At 68.8% G+C, this 16,705-nt stretch carries 13 protein-coding genes; 6 read left to right on the top strand and 7 right to left on the bottom strand.

The features are described from left to right. The first annotated feature begins 2 nt into the window (after nucleotides 1-2). From KPB06_RS04285 to rsmA, 4 genes are read left to right on the top strand one after another with little or no spacing between them, the layout of a single operon-like run. Entirely contained in the window at nucleotides 3-2,363 is a 2,361-nt protein-coding gene (locus KPB06_RS04285; RefSeq protein ID WP_059578721.1) for an LPS-assembly protein LptD, read from the top strand. 51 nt (nucleotides 2,364-2,414) lie between these two features. Then, nucleotides 2,415-3,773 (top strand): peptidylprolyl isomerase, encoded by a 1,359-nt coding sequence (locus KPB06_RS04280; RefSeq protein ID WP_059578719.1) that lies wholly within the window; start codon nucleotides 2,415-2,417, stop codon nucleotides 3,771-3,773. A gap of 11 nt (nucleotides 3,774-3,784) precedes the next feature. Continuing rightward, entirely contained in the window at nucleotides 3,785-4,774 is a 990-nt protein-coding gene (gene pdxA / locus KPB06_RS04275; protein ID WP_059578717.1) for a 4-hydroxythreonine-4-phosphate dehydrogenase PdxA, read from the top strand. 47 nt (nucleotides 4,775-4,821) lie between these two features. Beyond that, entirely contained in the window at nucleotides 4,822-5,649 is an 828-nt protein-coding gene (gene rsmA, locus KPB06_RS04270) for a 16S rRNA (adenine(1518)-N(6)/adenine(1519)-N(6))-dimethyltransferase RsmA (RefSeq protein ID WP_059578714.1), read from the top strand. Nucleotides 5,650-5,745: 96 nt separating this feature from the next. On the opposite strand, the gene KPB06_RS04265 is transcribed toward rsmA, so the two are convergent. Continuing rightward, a complete protein-coding gene (locus KPB06_RS04265) occupies nucleotides 5,746-6,681 on the bottom strand; it encodes a DMT family transporter (RefSeq protein ID WP_059578711.1) in 936 nt (311 codons plus the stop codon). Between the two features lie 350 nt (nucleotides 6,682-7,031). Between KPB06_RS04265 and gloA the strand changes: the two genes are divergently transcribed. Then, nucleotides 7,032-7,415 (top strand): lactoylglutathione lyase, encoded by a 384-nt coding sequence (gene gloA, locus KPB06_RS04260; RefSeq protein ID WP_059578709.1) that lies wholly within the window; start codon nucleotides 7,032-7,034, stop codon nucleotides 7,413-7,415. A 108-nt stretch (nucleotides 7,416-7,523) separates the two neighbouring features. On the opposite strand, the gene KPB06_RS04255 is transcribed toward gloA, so the two are convergent. Genes KPB06_RS04255 through glyQ form a run of 5 tightly spaced genes read right to left on the bottom strand, consistent with a single transcriptional unit; the run spans nucleotide 7,524 to nucleotide 12,965 of the window. Continuing rightward, entirely contained in the window at nucleotides 7,524-8,411 is an 888-nt protein-coding gene (locus KPB06_RS04255; RefSeq protein ID WP_059578706.1) for a M48 family metallopeptidase, read from the bottom strand. 45 nt (nucleotides 8,412-8,456) lie between these two features. After that, nucleotides 8,457-9,221, bottom strand: a complete 765-nt coding sequence (locus KPB06_RS04250; protein WP_059578704.1) for a lysophospholipid acyltransferase family protein — start codon at nucleotides 9,219-9,221, stop codon at nucleotides 8,457-8,459. 43 nt (nucleotides 9,222-9,264) lie between these two features. Next, nucleotides 9,265-9,828, bottom strand: coding sequence for a D-glycero-beta-D-manno-heptose 1,7-bisphosphate 7-phosphatase (gmhB, locus tag KPB06_RS04245; protein ID WP_059578701.1), 564 nt, complete (start codon nucleotides 9,826-9,828; stop codon nucleotides 9,265-9,267). A 10-nt stretch (nucleotides 9,829-9,838) separates the two neighbouring features. After that, complete coding sequence (gene glyS / locus KPB06_RS04240) at nucleotides 9,839-11,938, bottom strand: glycine--tRNA ligase subunit beta (RefSeq protein WP_059578699.1); 2,100 nt, start codon at nucleotides 11,936-11,938, stop codon at nucleotides 9,839-9,841. A 22-nt stretch (nucleotides 11,939-11,960) separates the two neighbouring features. Then, nucleotides 11,961-12,965, bottom strand: a complete 1,005-nt coding sequence (gene glyQ, locus KPB06_RS04235) for a glycine--tRNA ligase subunit alpha (RefSeq protein ID WP_006477868.1) — start codon at nucleotides 12,963-12,965, stop codon at nucleotides 11,961-11,963. A gap of 287 nt (nucleotides 12,966-13,252) precedes the next feature. On the opposite strand from glyQ, the gene KPB06_RS04230 reads away from it, so the two are divergent. Continuing rightward, nucleotides 13,253-14,908 carry a hypothetical protein gene (locus tag KPB06_RS04230; RefSeq protein ID WP_226290567.1) on the top strand — a complete coding sequence of 552 codons (1,656 nt, stop codon included), beginning with the start codon at nucleotides 13,253-13,255 and terminating at the stop codon, nucleotides 14,906-14,908. Nucleotides 14,909-14,965: 57 nt separating this feature from the next. On the opposite strand, the gene lnt is transcribed toward KPB06_RS04230, so the two are convergent. Continuing rightward, nucleotides 14,966-16,669 (bottom strand): apolipoprotein N-acyltransferase, encoded by a 1,704-nt coding sequence (gene lnt, locus KPB06_RS04225; RefSeq protein ID WP_059578697.1) that lies wholly within the window; start codon nucleotides 16,667-16,669, stop codon nucleotides 14,966-14,968. Between the last annotated feature and the right edge of the window lie 36 nt (nucleotides 16,670-16,705).

Raw genomic sequence — 16,705 nt, 5'->3', positions numbered from 1 at the left:
AGATGCCGCCCAAACCGCTATTCCCGAATGTTTTCCCCGGTGACGGGGCGCCGCGCAAACGGCGGCTCGCGCTCGCGCTCCTGGCCGTGCCCGGCCTCGTGCCGGCCGTGTCGTACGCGCAGCTGTCGGGCGCCGCTGCGCAGCCGCAGCCGCTCGACTCGCCGTGGGATCTGCGTCTCGCACCCCAGCTCGAGGATCATCCGCTGAAGGACGGCGCGAAGCCGGCCGCCTTCGTGATCGCCGACCACACGAGCGGCACCGCCGAGCAGGATCTCGCCGCGAAGGGCTCCGCCGAGCTGCGGCGCGGCGATGCGGTCGTGAAGGCCGACGCGATCCACTACGATCAGGATACCGACATGGCCGATGCGTACGGCCAGGTCAAGGTGATCAACGGCGGCACGTCGTTCGCGGGCCCCGAGGCGCACCTGAAGGTCGAGGCGAACCAGGGCTTCATGACCGCGCCGAAGTATCGCTTCAACGTGACGGGCGGGTCGGGCAGCGCGGAGCGCGTCGACATGGTCGACAACGAGCGCTCGGTGTTCGTCAACGGCACGTACACCGCATGCCAGTGCGCGACGAATCCCGCGTGGTACATCAAGGGCAGCCGCTTCGACTTCGATACGGGCGCCGACGAGGGTACCGCGCGCAACGGCGTGTTGTTCTTCCAGGGCGTGCCGATCTTCGCGAGCCCGTGGATGACGTTCCCGCTGTCGGGCGAGCGGCGCAGCGGCCTGCTGCCGCCGACGTTCTCGGTGAACTCGAGCAACGGCTTCGAGCTGTCGCTGCCGTACTACTTCAACATCGCGCCGAACCGCGACCTGACGCTCACGCCGCGCATCATCTCGCGGCGCGGCGTGATGGCCGAGGCGACGTTCCGCTATCTGTCGCCGTCGTATTCGGGCACGTTCACGGCCAATTACCTGCCGGACGACCGGCTCGCGCATCGCAACCGCTACGCGATCTACTGGCAGCACCAGCAGAACTTCGGCGGCGGTTTCGGCGGCTACGTCTATTACAACAAGGTCTCGGACAACACGTATCCGGAAGACCTCGGGTCGGCGAACCAGTTCATCAACGGGACGCAGACGCTGTACCAGCAGGAAGCCGGCCTTACGTACAACAACGGCCCGTGGTCGGTGCTCGCGCGCTACCAGCACTGGCAGACGCTGCCGCCGTCGATCGCGCCGTACAGCCGCGAGCCGCAGTTGAACGTGAAGTACACGAAGTACAACGTCGGCGGCTTCGACTTCGGCGCGGAAGCCGATTATTCGCGGTTCCGCATCACGACCGCCGACGCGACCGAAGGCGACCGCATCGTCTTCAATCCGTACATCTCGTACGGCGTGTACGGGCCCGGCTACTTCGTCGTGCCGAAGGTCCAGTACCACTTCGCGTCGTACGACCTGAACTACCTGTCGTCGACCACGCCGAACAGTCCGAAGCGCTTCACCGAGTCGATCCCGACCGTGAGCTTCGATTCGGGCCTGATCTTCGACCGTTCGGTGCGCCTGTTCGGCCAGGACTTCATCCAGACCCTCGAGCCGCGCCTGTACTACGTGTACACGCCGTATCGCGACCAGTCGAACGCGCCGCTGTTCGACACCGCGGAATCGGACTTCGGCCTCGCGGAGATCTACCAGCCGAACACGTTCGTCGGTAACGACCGGATCGCCGACGCGAACCGGATCACGGCCGGCCTCACGTCGCGCTTCATCGATCCGCGCACCGGCGACGAGCGCGCGCGCTTCGTGATCGCGCAGCAGTACTACTTCGCGGATCAGCGCGTCACGCTGACGCCCGGGCAGAGCGCCGTGCTGGCGCGCCACTCGGACCTGATCGTCGGCGCCGCGCTGAAGCTCGGCTCGGGCTTCATGTCGGAAACGGCGTTCCAGTACAACCAGAACAACAACCAGCTCGTGAAGTCGAGTATCGGTTTCGGCTACAGCCCGGGCGAGCGCCGCGTGATCAACGTCGGCTACCGCTATACGCGCACGAACACCACGCTCGACAACCAGCCGATCAACCAGTTCCTGGTGTCCGCGCAGTGGCCGCTCACGCGCCGCCTGTATGCGATCGGCCGCTTCAACTACGACTTCGCCGGAGATCGCGTGGTCGACGGTCTGGTCGGCTTACAATACGACGCGGATTGCTGGGCGCTCGGCGTCGGGGTGCAGCGGGCCGCGAACGGCATCAATTCGTCGGGACAGCAGAACTCGTCGACGCGATTCATGATGCAACTGACGCTCAAGGGCTTGTCGACGGTCGACAACGGCCTCGTGTCCGCATTCCGCGCCGGGGTGCCGGGCTACACGCCGTTGCCGCCGCCGCCGCCGCCGATGTCCCGCTTCAGCAACTACGAGTAACGCCGGCATGTCTGCACCGGTCAGCACGATTTCAATGGAGTTTCAGTGGCAATGAAGAAAACCCTTCGTTTCGCGGCAGTCGTGTCCAGCCTCGCCGCGTCCGCCGCGCTGCTCGCCGCCGCGCCCGCTGCGGCGCAGGCGCTCGGTTCGCAAGGTGCGCAGCTCGCCGACGAAGTCGTCGCGGTCGTCAACAACGACGTGATCACCGGCCGCGAACTCGACCAGCGCGTCGGCCTGATCGCGCGCCGGCTGCAGCAGCAGAACGCGCCGGTGCCGCCGGCCGACCAGTTGCGCGCGCAGGTGCTGAACCAGATGGTGCTCGAGCGTATCCAGGTGCAAAAGGCCAAGGACGACGGGATCCGCATCGACGACGCGACCGTGCAGGCCACGCTGCAGCGTCTCGCGCAGGCGAACGGGATGACGCTCGACCAGTACCGCGCGCGTCTCGAGGCGCAAGGCGTGCCGTGGAGCATCTTCACGAACGATGCGCGTACCGAGCTGATGCTGTCGAAGCTGCGCGAGCGCGAAGTCGACGGCAAGATCACGGTATCGGACGCCGAGGTCGCGAACTACATCGCGAGCCAGCGCGGGCCGAACGCGGCGCAGCAGCAGGACCTGCGCTTCCAGCACATCTTCATCAAGGCGCCCACCAACGCGCCGCAGGCCGACATCGAAGCCGCGCAGAAGAAGGCCGAAGCGCTGCTGCAGCAGGCGAAGTCGGGCGCCGATTTCGAGCGCCTCGCGAAGAACAACTCCGAAGCGAACGACGCGAAGAAGGGCGGCGATCTCGGCTTCAAGGCGCCGAGCGCGCTGCCGGCCGACGTCGTCGACGCCGCGTCGAAGCTGCGCCCGGGCCAGGTCAACCCGACGCTGATCCGCGTGCCGGACGGCTTCGAGATCGTGCGTCTCGTCGACCGCCGCCAGAGCCAGGGCGCGAGCGCCGCGGCGCCGAAGATCGTGCAGACGCACGTGCGCCACATCCTGCTGCGCGTCGGCGAAGGCAAGTCGGAAGGCCAGGCGCGCCAGCAATTGAGCGACATCCGCAACCAGGTCGAGGCCGGCGGCGATTTCGCGAAGTTCGCGCGCACCTACTCGCAGGACGGCTCGGCGTCGCAGGGCGGCGATCTGGGCTGGATCAGCCCGGGCGAGACCGTGCCGGAATTCGAGCGCGCGATGAACAGCCTGCAGGACGGCCAGATCAGCCAGCCGATTCGCACCGAGTACGGCTACCACCTGATCCAGGTGCTGAGCCGCCGTGAAGCGGAAGGGTCGGTGCAGCAGCAGATGGACATCGCCCGTCAGGCGATCGGCCAGCGCAAGGCCGAACAGGCCTATGCCGACTGGCTGCGCGAGCTGCGCGATTCGTCGTACGTGCAGTACAAGATCGGCGGCGTCGGCCCGGCGAACTGAGCGAGCATCGGATGACCATGCCCGCGCTGCAGATCGCGATCACGACCGGCGAACCCGCGGGGGTCGGCCCGGAGCTGACCGTGCAGGCGCTGCGTGACGCCGCGCAGCGCTGGCCCGACGCGCATTTCACCGTGCTCGGCGATGCGGCGCTGCTCGATGCGCGGGCGGCGGCGGTCGGGGCCGACCCGGCCACGCTGGCCGGCGGCACGCAGGTGTCGGTCGCGCATCACGCGCTGGCCGCGCCCGCGCAGGCGGGCAAGCTGGACGCGGCGAACGGCCGGTACGTGCTCGGGTTGCTTGACGCGGCGACCGACGGCGCGCTGGCGGGCCGGTACGACGCGATCGTCACCGCGCCGCTGCAGAAAAGCACGATCAACGACGCGGGCGTGCCGTTCACCGGCCATACCGAATACCTGGCCGAACGCACGCATACGCCGCGCGTCGTGATGATGCTGGCCGGCACCGGCCACCGGCCGCTGCGCGTCGCGCTCGCGACCACGCACCTGCCGCTGAAGGACGTATCGGCCGCGCTGACGATCGACGGGCTCGTCGAGACGCTCGCGATCATCGATCGCGACCTGCGGCGCGATTTCGGTCTCGCCGCGCCACGCATCCTCGTGACGGGCCTGAACCCGCACGCGGGCGAGAACGGTTATCTCGGCCGCGAGGAGATCGACGTGATCGAACCGGCGCTGGCCCGCGCGAACGCGCAACGCATCGACGCGCGCGGCCCGTATCCGGCCGACACGCTGTTCCAGCCGCGCCATCTGGCCGATGCCGATTGCGTGCTGGCGATGTTCCACGACCAGGGCCTGCCCGTGCTGAAGTACGCGACGTTCGGCGAGGGCATCAACGTGACGCTCGGGCTGCCGATCATCCGCACGTCGGTCGATCACGGCACCGCGCTCGATCTGGCCGGCACGGGCCGCGCGGATCCGGGCAGCATGATCGCCGCGCTCGATACGGCCGTCACGATGGCGCGCCATCGCCGCGCAGCCTGACGCCGCCGGCTTACTCCTTTCGTCGTATTTTTCGTTTTACTGAGTCGATGTCGAACAGCAGACAGCACCAAGGCCATTTCGCGCGCAAGCGCTTCGGGCAGAACTTTCTCGTCGATCACGGCGTGATCGACTCGATCGTCGCGACGATCGGCCCCGCCCGCGGCCAGCGGATGGTCGAGATCGGCCCCGGGCTCGGCGCGCTGACCGAGCCGCTGATCGAGCGCGTCGCGACGCCCGAGTCGCCGCTGCACGCGGTCGAGCTCGACCGCGATCTGATCGGGCGCCTGCAGCAACGCTTCGGCGCGCTGCTGGAGCTGCACGCGGGCGACGCGCTCGCGTTCGACTTCCGCTCACTCGCGGCGCCCGGCGACAAGCCGTCGCTGCGGATCGTCGGCAACCTGCCGTACAACATTTCCAGCCCGCTGCTGTTTCACCTGATGACGTTCGCCGATGCGGTCATCGACCAGCATTTCATGCTGCAGAACGAAGTCGTCGAGCGGATGGTCGCGGAGCCGGGCACGAAGGCGTTTTCGAGGCTGTCGGTGATGCTGCAGTACCGTTACGTGATGGAGAAGATGCTCGACGTGCCGCCGGAATCGTTCCAGCCGCCGCCGAAGGTCGATTCGGCGATCGTCCGGATGATTCCGTACGAGCCGCACGAACTGCCGGACGTCGATCCCGGGCTGCTCGGCGAAATCGTCACCGCCGCGTTCTCGCAGCGCCGTAAGATGCTGCGCAATACGCTCGGCGACTACCGCGAGACGATCGATTTCGATGCGCTCGGCTTCGATCTCGCGCGCCGCGCGGAGGACGTGAGCGTGGCCGAATACGTCGGCGTCGCGCAGGCGCTGGCGGCGGCGCGCAAGGCCGGATGATGCGCGTGGCGCGAGCCGCTCATCGGCTGTATCGAAGAGGCTGCCCGACGGGCAGCTTTTTTATTGCCCGCGCGTCTTCTTGCGCTGGTCCGGTCGTCACGCCCGCCGGCGCGGCGGCGCGTTGACGAGCGCGATGCCGGTCAGCACGAGCGCGGCAGCGGACATGAAGCGCCAGCCGACGGATTCACCGAGCAGCAGCACGCCGAACGCGACGCCGAACAGCGGCGACAGGAACGTGAAGACGGACAGCCGGGACGCGCTGTAGCGCGTCAGCAGCCAGAACCACGACAGATAGCTGACGAACGCGACGATCACCGACTGGTAGGCGAGGCTCGCCACCGCAATCGGCGTCACGTGCGCGAACGACATCTGGCCGAACAGCGCGGCGAGCGCGACCAGCACGACCGCCGATACCGCGAGCTGATAGAACAGCGTCTTGCTCGCGCTGGCCCGCGCGAGCGCCGTCGAGCGTACGACGACCGTCGTCGCGGCCCACATCGCGCCGCCGAGGATCCCGAGCGCGTCGCCGGCGAGCCCGGCCAGCACGGACGCGCCGGGCGCGCGCGGCTTCAGGAAGCCGTCCGCGAACGCGAGCGCGATGCCGGCGAATGCGATGCCCACGCCGGCCCATTGCGTGCGCTGCAGCCGCTCGCCCGGTGCGAACAGGTGCAGGCCGAGCGCGGTGAAGCACGGCGCCGTGTACAGGAAGATCGCCATGTGTGACGCGCTCGTCAGCGTCAGCCCGAAGAACACGCAGACGAATTCGCCGGCGAACAGCGCACCGGCCGCGAGGCCCGCGCCGAACGTGCCGTCCGCCTCGAACAGCGGCGTGCCGCGCGTGCGGGCCCAGCCCCACAGCAGCAGCGTGGCGATCGCCGAGCGCAGCCCGGCCTGGAACATCGGCGCGATCGCGGCGTTCGTGCTCTTGATCGCGACCTGCTGGAAGCCCCAGATCGCGCACAGCAGCAGCATCAGGCCGACGGCGTGCGTATCGAGTGCGCGGCGCACGGGGGCGGCGGCAAGCGGGCTCATCGACGTGCCTCGCGGGTCCGGTGCGGTGGCGGCGAGGTGAGGCGGGCGGCGCGTCCGGTGCGCTCGGATGGGCGGTTTCGCACGGCAGCGTGGCGGTACGGAAGACTGGGTGGTCGCGGTCGGGCGGTGGCATGCGTGCCCGATTTTGGTGCGAAGTGGAAGGATGTTACCCGATCGACGCGGTGGCCGGGTGAGTCGGATCGTGCTGTTTCCCGCCGCGGCGCTCGCTCGTGCTCGTGCGGCTCAGCCGCTGCACCGCCCGGGCGCGCGCCGGCCGGCCGTCCCCGGCGCGATTCACCCGACTCCGGTAGAATTTCCGGTTCTGGAAAGTCCCCACAGGAGTACAACACATGCGTTTGCTGCATACGATGCTGCGAGTCGGCGATCTCGACCGCTCGATCAAGTTCTACACCGAATTGCTCGGCATGAAGCTGCTGCGTCGCGAGGACTATCCGGAAGGCAAGTTCACGCTCGCGTTCGTCGGCTACGAAGACGAGCGCACGGGCACCGTGATCGAGCTGACCCACAACTGGGACACGCCGTCCTACGATCTCGGCAATGGCTTCGGCCATCTGGCGGTGGCGGTCGACGATGCGTACGCGGCCTGCGAGAAGATCAAGGCGCAAGGCGGCAAGGTCACGCGCGAGGCGGGCCCGATGAAGCACGGCACGACCGTGATCGCGTTCGTCGAGGATCCGGACGGCTACAAGATCGAGTTCATCCAGAAGAAGTAAGCGCGGGATGAACCGGGCCGCGGCGTGCGATGTGCGCCGCGCCAACGAAAAAGGGCGATGCGGGGTAATCCGCATCGCCCTTTTTCGTTGGCGGCGAAGCCGTGCGCGTCAGAGCGACGGCAGCAGCTCGGGCGGGTGATGCTTGAGCGTGTGCCGCGCTTCGCGGAACTCGGGGAAGATCGATTCGACGGTCTGCCAGAAGGCCGGGCTGTGGTTCATCTCGCGCAGGTGCGACAGCTCGTGCGCGACGACGTAGTCGATGATCGACATCGGGAAATGGATCAGCCGCCAGTTCAGGCGGATCTTGCCGTCGCTCGAGCAACTGCCCCAACGCGTCGCGGCCGACGACAGCGCATACATCGAATACGTGACGCCGAGCTTTTCCGCATAGACCGCGAGGCGTTCGCCGAAGATGCGTTTCGCTTCGCCCTGCAGCCAGCCCTGCACGCGGTCCTTGATCTGCTGCATGTCGGCCTGCACGGGCAGCGGCAGCGACAGCCGCTGCGCATCGGCATCGAACGCGACGGCGCCCGCGCCGAGCGCGATCGTCACCGTCTTGCCCAGATACGGCAGTTGCGCGCCGTCACGCCAGTCGATCTGCGGCAGCGCGCGCTGCTCGGTGCGCGTCTTCCATTCCGCGAGCTTCGCGAAGATCCAGCGCTGCTTCTCGGCGATCGCCGCCTCGATGTCAGCGAGCGTGACCCAGCGCGGCGCGGTGATCGACAGCCCGCTGCCATCGATCGTGAAGCCGATCGTGCGGCGCGCCGAGCGCTTGAGCCGGTATTCGAGCACGCGGCTGTCGAGCGCGATCGTGCGCACGCGCGAGCGATCGGGCGCCGGACCGGGATCGAGCGGCGCGGCAGGGGCGGCTTCGGGCGGCGCCGGCGGGGCGGCGGGCGCCGACGGCGGCGCGGCCGGCCCGTCGAAGAGCGGCAGGTCCATCTGGCGATGATCGAGGGCCACGACGGCAGGCCGTGGCCGCGGACGCTGTTTCATCAGTTCGCTTCTTTTTGTCGTACGCAACGGCTGCAATCCGGGGCGTCAGGCGCGCGCGGCATCGCGTGTGCCGGCGTTGCCCGCCTGACGATACGCATCGGGATCGATGCGGCGCATTTCCGCTTCGATCCAGGCTTCGACCTGCGAGTTCAATACGTCGGGCGTCTTGCCTTCGACCGGAATCGGCTTGCCGATCGACACGGTGACGACGCCCGGGAATTTCGTGAACGAGTTGCGCGGCCACACACGACCTGCATTGTGCGCGATCGGCACGACCGGCGTGCCGGTTTCGATCGCGAAGCGCGCGCCGCCCGTCTTGTACTTGCCCTGCTTGCCGACCGGCGTGCGCGTGCCTTCGGGGAACATGATCATCCATGCGCCTTCCGACAGGCGCTTCTTGCCCTGGCGGATCACCGAATTGAACGCGTTCTTGCCTTCCTTGCGGTTGATGTTGACCATGTGCAGCAGCCCGAGCGCCCAGCCGAAGAACGGCACGTACAGCAGCTCGCGCTTGAACACGTAGCAGAGCGGCTTGGGCATCAGCGCGGGAAACGCGAGCGTCTCCCACGCGGATTGATGCTTCGACAGCAGCACGGCCGGGCCGTCGGGCAGGTTCTCCATCCCTTCGATCCGGTAGCGGATGCCGTTCAGCCAGCGCACGACCCACAGCGTCGACTTGCACCAGCCGGCCGCCATCCAGTAGCGTGCGTCGGGGCGCATGAACGGGAACGCGATGAAGCACGCGGTGGCGTACGGCACCGTGTACAGGATGAAGTAGATCAGCAGCAGCAGGGAGCGAACGAAGCGCATCGGCGTGAGTCTGGCGTTGGGGAGGATGCGCGCGGCAGCCGCATCACTCGTGTTCGTGTGAAAGAAAATCGAGCGCGAACGCGCGCAGGTCGTCGTGCACCTTCGTGCCGGGCGGCAGGTTGCCCGCGGCGAGCGTCTTCTTGCCCTTGCCGGTCAGCACGAGGTGCGGCTGGAAGCCGACCGCGACGCCGGCGAGCAGGTCGCGCAGCGAATCGCCGACGACCGGCGTGTGATCGGGATCGATCTCGAAGCGCTCGGCGATCATCTGCATCATGCCGGGTTTCGGCTTGCGGCAGTCGCAGTGATCCTCGGCCGTGTGCGGGCAGAAGAACACCGCGTCGATGCGCGCGCCGACGGCAGCCGCCGCGCGATGCATCTTCAGGTGCATCTCGTTGAGCGCGGCCATGTCGAACAGCCCGCGACCGATGCCGGACTGGTTGGTCGCGACGACCACGCGGTAGCCCGCGTGGTTGAGCCGGGCGATCGCCTCGAAACTGCCGGGCAGCGCGATCCATTCGTCGGGCGTCTTGATGAACGCGTCCGAATCGACGTTGATCACGCCGTCCCGGTCGAGGACGACGAGCTTTCGGTTGGGGCTGGTCGGCATCGTGCGGCCCTTATGCGGCGAGCTTCGAGATGTCGGCGACGCAGTTCATCTGCTGGTGCAGCGCGGACAGCAGCGCGAGACGGTTCGCGCGCAGCGCCGGATCGTCTGCGTTGACCATCACGTCGTTGAAGAACGTGTCGACCGGCGCGCGCAGCGCGGCGAGCGCCGACAGCGCGCCCGTGTACGCACGCGCCTCGAGCTGCGACTGCACGTGCGGCGTGACGGCCGCGAGCTGCTCATGCAGCGCCTTTTCCGCGGCCTCGACGAGCAGCGTCGGCTGCACCGCGCCGTTCGCGCCGCCTTCCGACTTCTTCAGGATGTTCGAGATCCGCTTGTTCGCGGCCGCGAGCGCTTCGGCTTCCGCGAGGCGCGTGAATTCGCGCACCGCGTCGAGGCGCGCGACGAGATCGTCGATGCGCGTCGGGTTCAGGCTCAGCACCGCGTCGATTTCGCCGGCCGAATAGCCGCGCTCGCGCAGCAGGCCGCGCAGGCGATCCATGAAGAACGCGAAGATCGCGTCGGTCGATTCGGCGACGCCCGGCACGCCGTCGAAGCGTGCATGGGCCGTGCGCAGCAGCGACACGAGATCGAGCGGCAACTGCTTTTCGAGCAGCAGGCGCAGCACGCCGAGCGCGTGGCGGCGCAGCGCGAACGGATCCTTCTCGCCCGTCGGCGCGAGGCCGATGCCCCAGATGCCGACGATCGTTTCGAGCTTGTCGGCGAGCGCGACGGCGGTCGACACCGGCGTGGTCGGCAGCGCGTCGCCGGAAAAGCGCGGCTGGTAGTGCTCGGCGCACGCGAGCGCGACGTCGTCGGCTTCGCCGTCGTGGCGCGCGTAGTACGTGCCCATCGTGCCCTGCAGTTCCGGGAACTCGCCGACCATGTCGGTCAGCAGGTCGGCCTTCGCGAGGCGCGCGGCGCGCTTCGCGTGCGCGGGATCGGCGCCGATCGCCGGGGCGATCTCGCCCGCCAGCGCCTCGAGGCGCTCGACGCGCGCGAGCGCCGAACCGAGCTTGTTGTGATAGACGACGTTGGCGAGCTGCGGCACGCGATCGGCGAGCGGCTTCTTCTTGTCCTGCTCGAAGAAGAACTTCGCGTCGGCGAGGCGCGGGCGCACGACGCGCTCGTTGCCTTCGACGATCTCGCCCGGCGTCTTCGTCTCGATGTTCGACACGATCAGGAAGCGCGAGCGCAGCTTGCCTGCGACGTCGGTCAGCGCGAAATACTTCTGGTTCGTCTGCATCGTGAGGATCAGGCATTCCTGCGGCACCTGCAGGAATTCGTCCTCGAAGCGGCACGGGTAGACGACCGGCCACTCGACCAGCGACGTCACTTCGTCGAGCAGCGATTCGGGCATCACGACCGTGTCGCCGTTCGCATGTTCGTTCAGTTGCGTGCGGATCGTTTCGCGACGATCGGCGAAGTGCGCGATCACGCGGCCCTTGTCGCGCAGCGTGTCGGCGTACGCGCGCGCATGCTGGATCGCGACGAGGCCGTCGGACAGGAAGCGGTGGCCGAGCGTGGTGTCGCCGGCATCGACGCCGAACGCGGTGACGGGCACCACGCGGTCGTCGTGCAGCACCGTCAGGCGATGCACCGGACGCACGAACTTCACGTCCGTGCCGTCCGGGCGCTGGTACGTCATGAATTTCGGGATCGGCAGCTTCGCGAGCGCTTCGTCGAGCGCGGCCTGCAGGCCGTCGGCGAGCGTGGCGCCGGCCGCCGAATAGTTGATGAAGAACGCTTCGGCCTTGCCGTCCTGCGCGCGTTCGAGATCGGCGATCGAGGCGTTCGGGTGGCCGAGCGCCGCGAGCTTCTTCGCGAGCGGGGCCGTCGGGTTGCCTTGCGCGTCGAGCGCGACCGACACGGGCAGGACCTTTTCGCGGACCTGTCTGTCGGGCGCGACGGCGCGTACGTTCTGCACGACGACGGCGAGGCGGCGCGGCGTCGCGTAGCGTTCGAACACGAGTTCGCCTTCGACGAGGTCGCGCGCGGCGAGGCGTTGTGCGATGCCTTCGGCGAATGCGTCGCCGAGGCGCGCGAGGGCCTTCGGCGGCAGCTCTTCGGTCAGCAGTTCGACGAGCAGGGGGGCGGGATGATTGTGCGTCATGTCTGGAATAAATCTCGTCTCGTCAGTCCTGATCGATCTTGCGTTCGACCTTGAGCGGCGGCGCCCATGCCGGCTGCGCGGCATCCTGGGCGTCGGTGGTGAGGCCCGGCACGCCCGGCGGGTTGCCGAGCATCGGGAAGCCGAGCTTCTCGCGCGAGTCGTAGTAAGCCTGCGCGACGAGACGCGACAGCGCGCGGATGCGGCCGATGTACGCTGCCCGCTCGGTGACCGAGATCGCGCCGCGCGCGTCGAGCAGGTTGAACGTGTGGCCGGCTTTCAGCACGAGCTCGTACGCGGGCAGCGCGAGCTGCGCGTCGATCATTTTCTTCGCTTCCGCTTCGTAGCTGTTGAAGAACGTGAACAGCAGGTCGACGTTCGCATGCTCGAAGTTGTAGGTCGACTGTTCGACCTCGTTCTGGTGGTACACGTCGCCATACGACAGGCGGCGCAGCTCGGGGCCGTTCGGGCCTTGCTCTTCCCACTCGGTCCACACGAGGTCGTACACGTTCTCGACCTTCTGCAGGTACATCGCCAGGCGCTCGAGGCCGTACGTGATCTCGCCGAGCACCGGCTTGCATTCGAGGCCGCCGACTTCCTGGAAATACGTGAACTGCGTGACTTCCATCCCGTTCAGCCACACTTCCCAGCCGAGGCCCCACGCGCCGAGCGTCGGGTTTTCCCAGTCGTCCTCGACGAAGCGCACGTCGTTCTGCTTCAGGTCGAAGCCGAGCGCTTCCAGCGAGCCGAGGTACAGGTCGAGGATGTTTTCCGGCGCCGGCTTGAGCACGACCTGGTACTGGTAGTAGTGCTGCAGGCGGTTCGGGTTTTCGCCGTAGCGGCCGTCCTTCGGGCGGCGCGACGGCTGCACGTACGCGGCGCGCCACGGCTCGGGGCCGACCGCGCGCAGGAACGTGTGGACGTGCGACGTACCCGCGCCGACTTCCATGTCGATGGGCTGGAGCAGGGCGCAACCCTGCTTGTCCCAGTAGGACTGCAGCGTCAGGATGATTTGCTGAAACGTAAGCATGAAGAGCCTTCGTGGCGCTGGCGCTCCGTTGCGGACGGCGCTCCGGGCGGGCCCGGAGGGTCGGCTCGCGCGGCGGCGCGGCTTGTTAGTGTGCAGAAACGCGTAATTTTACCGGATCGGCGAGCGGATGCGGCCGGAAGCCGGATGCGGGCACCGCCGCACCGTTCCGGCGGCCCGCGCACCGGTGCGCACGCGCGCGGGCCGCGGCGCCTCGCGCGGGCGTTAAGATGCGCGTATTGCGGCGCGTGCGATGCGCGCCGCGTCACCCGCTCGCCGATGCCGATTGCATGAACGAACCGACCGACATTCTGATTCCGCTGCTTCCGCCGTTCCTCGCGCTGCTCGGGCAGGCCGCCGACGCGCAGGCGCGCGGCGAGCGCCCCGCGCACGATCTTTGGCTGGCCGCCGCCGCCCATCTGCATGCGGTCGATGCCGACTCGCTGGTGCGGCTCACGACCGCGCTCGTTGCCCGGCAGCGCCCGGCCGACGCGCTCGCGCTCGCCGAATGCGCGGCGCGCATGCAGCCGGGCGCGGCCACGCACTTCAACCACGGCTACGTGCTGCAGATGGCCGGCCATCACGCGCAGGCGGTCGCGCCGTACCGCGCGGCGCTCGCCATCGACGCCGGCTGGCCGTCGCTGCGCAACAACCTCGCGATCGCGCTGCGGCTGTCTGGCGGCGACCGCGCGGAAGAGATCGCGCTGCTCGACGCGGCCGTGAAGCACGATCCGCAGGACGTGCAGGCATGGATCAACCTCGTCGTCGCGCGGATCGCGATGCACGACCTGGATGGTGCGCTCGCGAGCGCCGCGCGGCTCGCCGATCTCGCACCCGACAACGCGCTCGCGATGAACAACGTCGCGATGGCGATGAAGGAGGCGCAGCGCTGGGACGACGCCGAGCGCTACGCGGCGCGCGCGTGCGAGCTCGCGCCCGACGACGCGTCGTTCCGCTTCAACCTCGCGATCATCCAGCTCGTGCGCGGCAACTACGCGGCCGGCTGGCGCGGCCACGAGGCGCGCTGGGACGGCGCGGGCGAGCTGCGCGGCCGCCGGCCGGCGCTGCCGGGCCCGCGCTGGCAGGGCGAGCCGCTTGCCGGCAAGACGCTGCTGGTGTGGGGCGAGCAGGGGCTCGGCGACGTGCTGCAGTTCTGCCGCTTCGTCGTGCCGCTCGCCGAACGCGTGCATCGCGAGGGCGGCCGGCTCGCGTGGAATACGTTTCCGGCGCTCGGCGCGCTGATGCAGCGCAGCCTCGGCGCGCATGCGGACGTGTTCGGCGCGGGCGGCGGCGTCGACGCGCTGCCGGCGTTCGATTACGAAGTGCCGCTGATCGGCGTGCCGCTGATGCTCGGCATGGAGGCGTCGACGCTTGCGGCGTCGGTGCCGTACCTGCGGGCCGAGCCGGGCGCCCGCGACGCATGGCGCGCGCGGCTCGCGGGCGACGGCCGGCTCAAGGTCGGGCTCGTGTGGACGGGCAGCGCGGGCCACCAGCGCAATCCGTTCCGGCGCGTCGGGCTCGAACGCTACGCCGACGCGTTTCGCGGCATCGACGGCGTCACGTTTTATTCGCTGCAGCCGGGGGCGGACGCGGACGTCGCCGCCGCGCGCGCGGCCGGTTTCGCGATCGAAGACTACACCGACGAATTGAAGAGCTTCGACGATACGGCCGCATTCATCGGCGCGCTGGATCTCGTGATCACCGTGTGCACGTCGGTCGCGCACCTGGCCGGCGCGCTCGGCGCGCGCACCTGGGTGCTGCTCGACGTGAATCCGCACTGGCCGTGGCTGCTCGATCGCCGGGACAGCCCGTGGTATCCGACCGCGACGTTGTACCGGCAGCCGACGTTCGGCGCGTGGGCGCCGGTGATGGAGGACGTGAGTCGCGACCTGCGGGGCCTCGCCGCGCAGCCGGCGCAATCGGATCGATCGTCCCGGCAGGCCTGAACGGCCGGCCGGTTCGCGGTCACGGGCCGCCGCCGTGCGCGGCAGCGGCCCGTTGCGTCATGCCGCTTCGTCGCCGCCGTGCTGCTGCCGGCCGTTGCGGCGGCGCAGCCCGGGCCCGAACGTGAAGCCGAACGCGAGCAGCACGAACGACACCGCGAGCACGATGTTGTTGCCGCTCGTCACGTACGGCGTGAAGCCGCTCGTGCCTTCGATCCGTACGTCGAGCGAGCCGATCGTGAACGGCTTCAACTGACCGAGCACGCGGCCGTGCGCGTCGATCGCGGCCGTCATCCCGGTGTTGGTCGAGCGCAGCATCGGCCGGCCCGTTTCGAGCGAGCGCATCCGCGCGATCTGCAGATGCTGGTCGAGCGCGATCGTGTCGCCGAACCACGCGAGGTTCGTCACGTTGACGAGCACGCCGGGCGGCTGCGGATTGTCGCGGATCGTCGCGGCGATTTCCTCGCCGAACAAGTCCTCGTAGCAGATGTCGGCCATCACCGGCTGGTTGTGCACGAGGAACGGCTTCTGCACCGGCGCGCCGCGCGCGAAGTCGCCGAGCGGCATCTTCATCAGGTTGACGAACCACCGGAAGCCCCACGGGATGAATTCGCCGAAGGGCACGAGGTGATGCTTGTCGTAGTGATAGATGTCGCGCGAATTCGGCGTCACGCCGTACAGGCTGTTCGTGTAGTCGACGTAGTGGCCGTCCTCGGTCACCGACGCGCCGACCGCGCCGAACAGCACGGCCGACCCGGTCGTGTCGCTGAACTTGCGGATCGCGGCGGCGAACGGCTCGGGCAGTTCCTGGATCATCACCGCGATCGCGGTCTCGGGCGTGACGATCAGGTCGGCCGGCTTCTCGACGATCATCTGCTGGTACATCTTGATCGCCGCGTCGATGCCTTCCTGCTCGAACTTGATGTCCTGCTTCACGTTGCCCTGTAGCAGCCGCACGGTGAGCGGCGCGTTCGCGGGCACGGTCCACGTGACCTGCGACAGCCCGAGGCCGGCCGCGACGAGCGCGAGCGCGATGCCGGCCGGCGCGGCGATGCGCACGCGGGCGTTGCCGCCCGATGCGCCGGCTGCGCCGCCACGCACCGGCGACGGGCGCGCGGCGGCGAGCGCCTGCACGACCAGCGCGGCGAACAGCGCGAGCACCCACGCGATCCCGTACACGCCGACCACCGGCGCGAAGCCCGCGAACGGGCCGTCGACCTGCGGATAGCCGCTGCCGAGCCACGGAAAGCCGGTGAACACGGTGCCGCGCAGCCATTCGCCGAGCGCCCACGCGCTGGCGAACGCAAACGCGCCGTGCCAGGTCGGCGAGAATGGTCGCGGGTCGGGCTCGCGGCGGTGCCACGCATGGCCCGCGCAGAACGACCACAGCCCGGCCGAGAACGCCGGATACAGCGCCAGGTACAGCGAGAACAGCACGAGCGCGCCGCCGGCGAGCGGCGCGGCCATCTCGCCGTACACGTGCATGCTGATGTAGAGCCACCAGACGCCGGTGATGAAGTTGCCGAAGCCGAACGCGCCGCCGGTGAGCGCGGCGCCGCGCCAGCTCGACGTGCGCGTCAGTTGCGCGAAAAACCAGACGAATACGACGAGCTGCAGCCAGCCGCCATGCGGCGTGGGCGCGAAGGTGAGCGTATTGGCCGCGCCGGCGAGCAGCGCGGCCGGATAGTGCCAGCGCGGCAGCGCGCGGCCGGGGGCCGGCGCGAGAAGGCCGCCAGCCGGGCGGGACGGGATCGGATCGTCCATGTGAAGCGGAAGTGGGCGAGCGGTTGAAGGACGCGC

The sequence above is a fragment of the Burkholderia semiarida genome (assembly GCF_029268935.1).
Classification (GTDB): Bacteria; Pseudomonadota; Gammaproteobacteria; order Burkholderiales; family Burkholderiaceae; genus Burkholderia; species Burkholderia semiarida.
The sequence above is the reverse complement of the archived record's forward strand: the minus strand, read 5'-3'. Positions and strand labels throughout refer to the sequence as shown.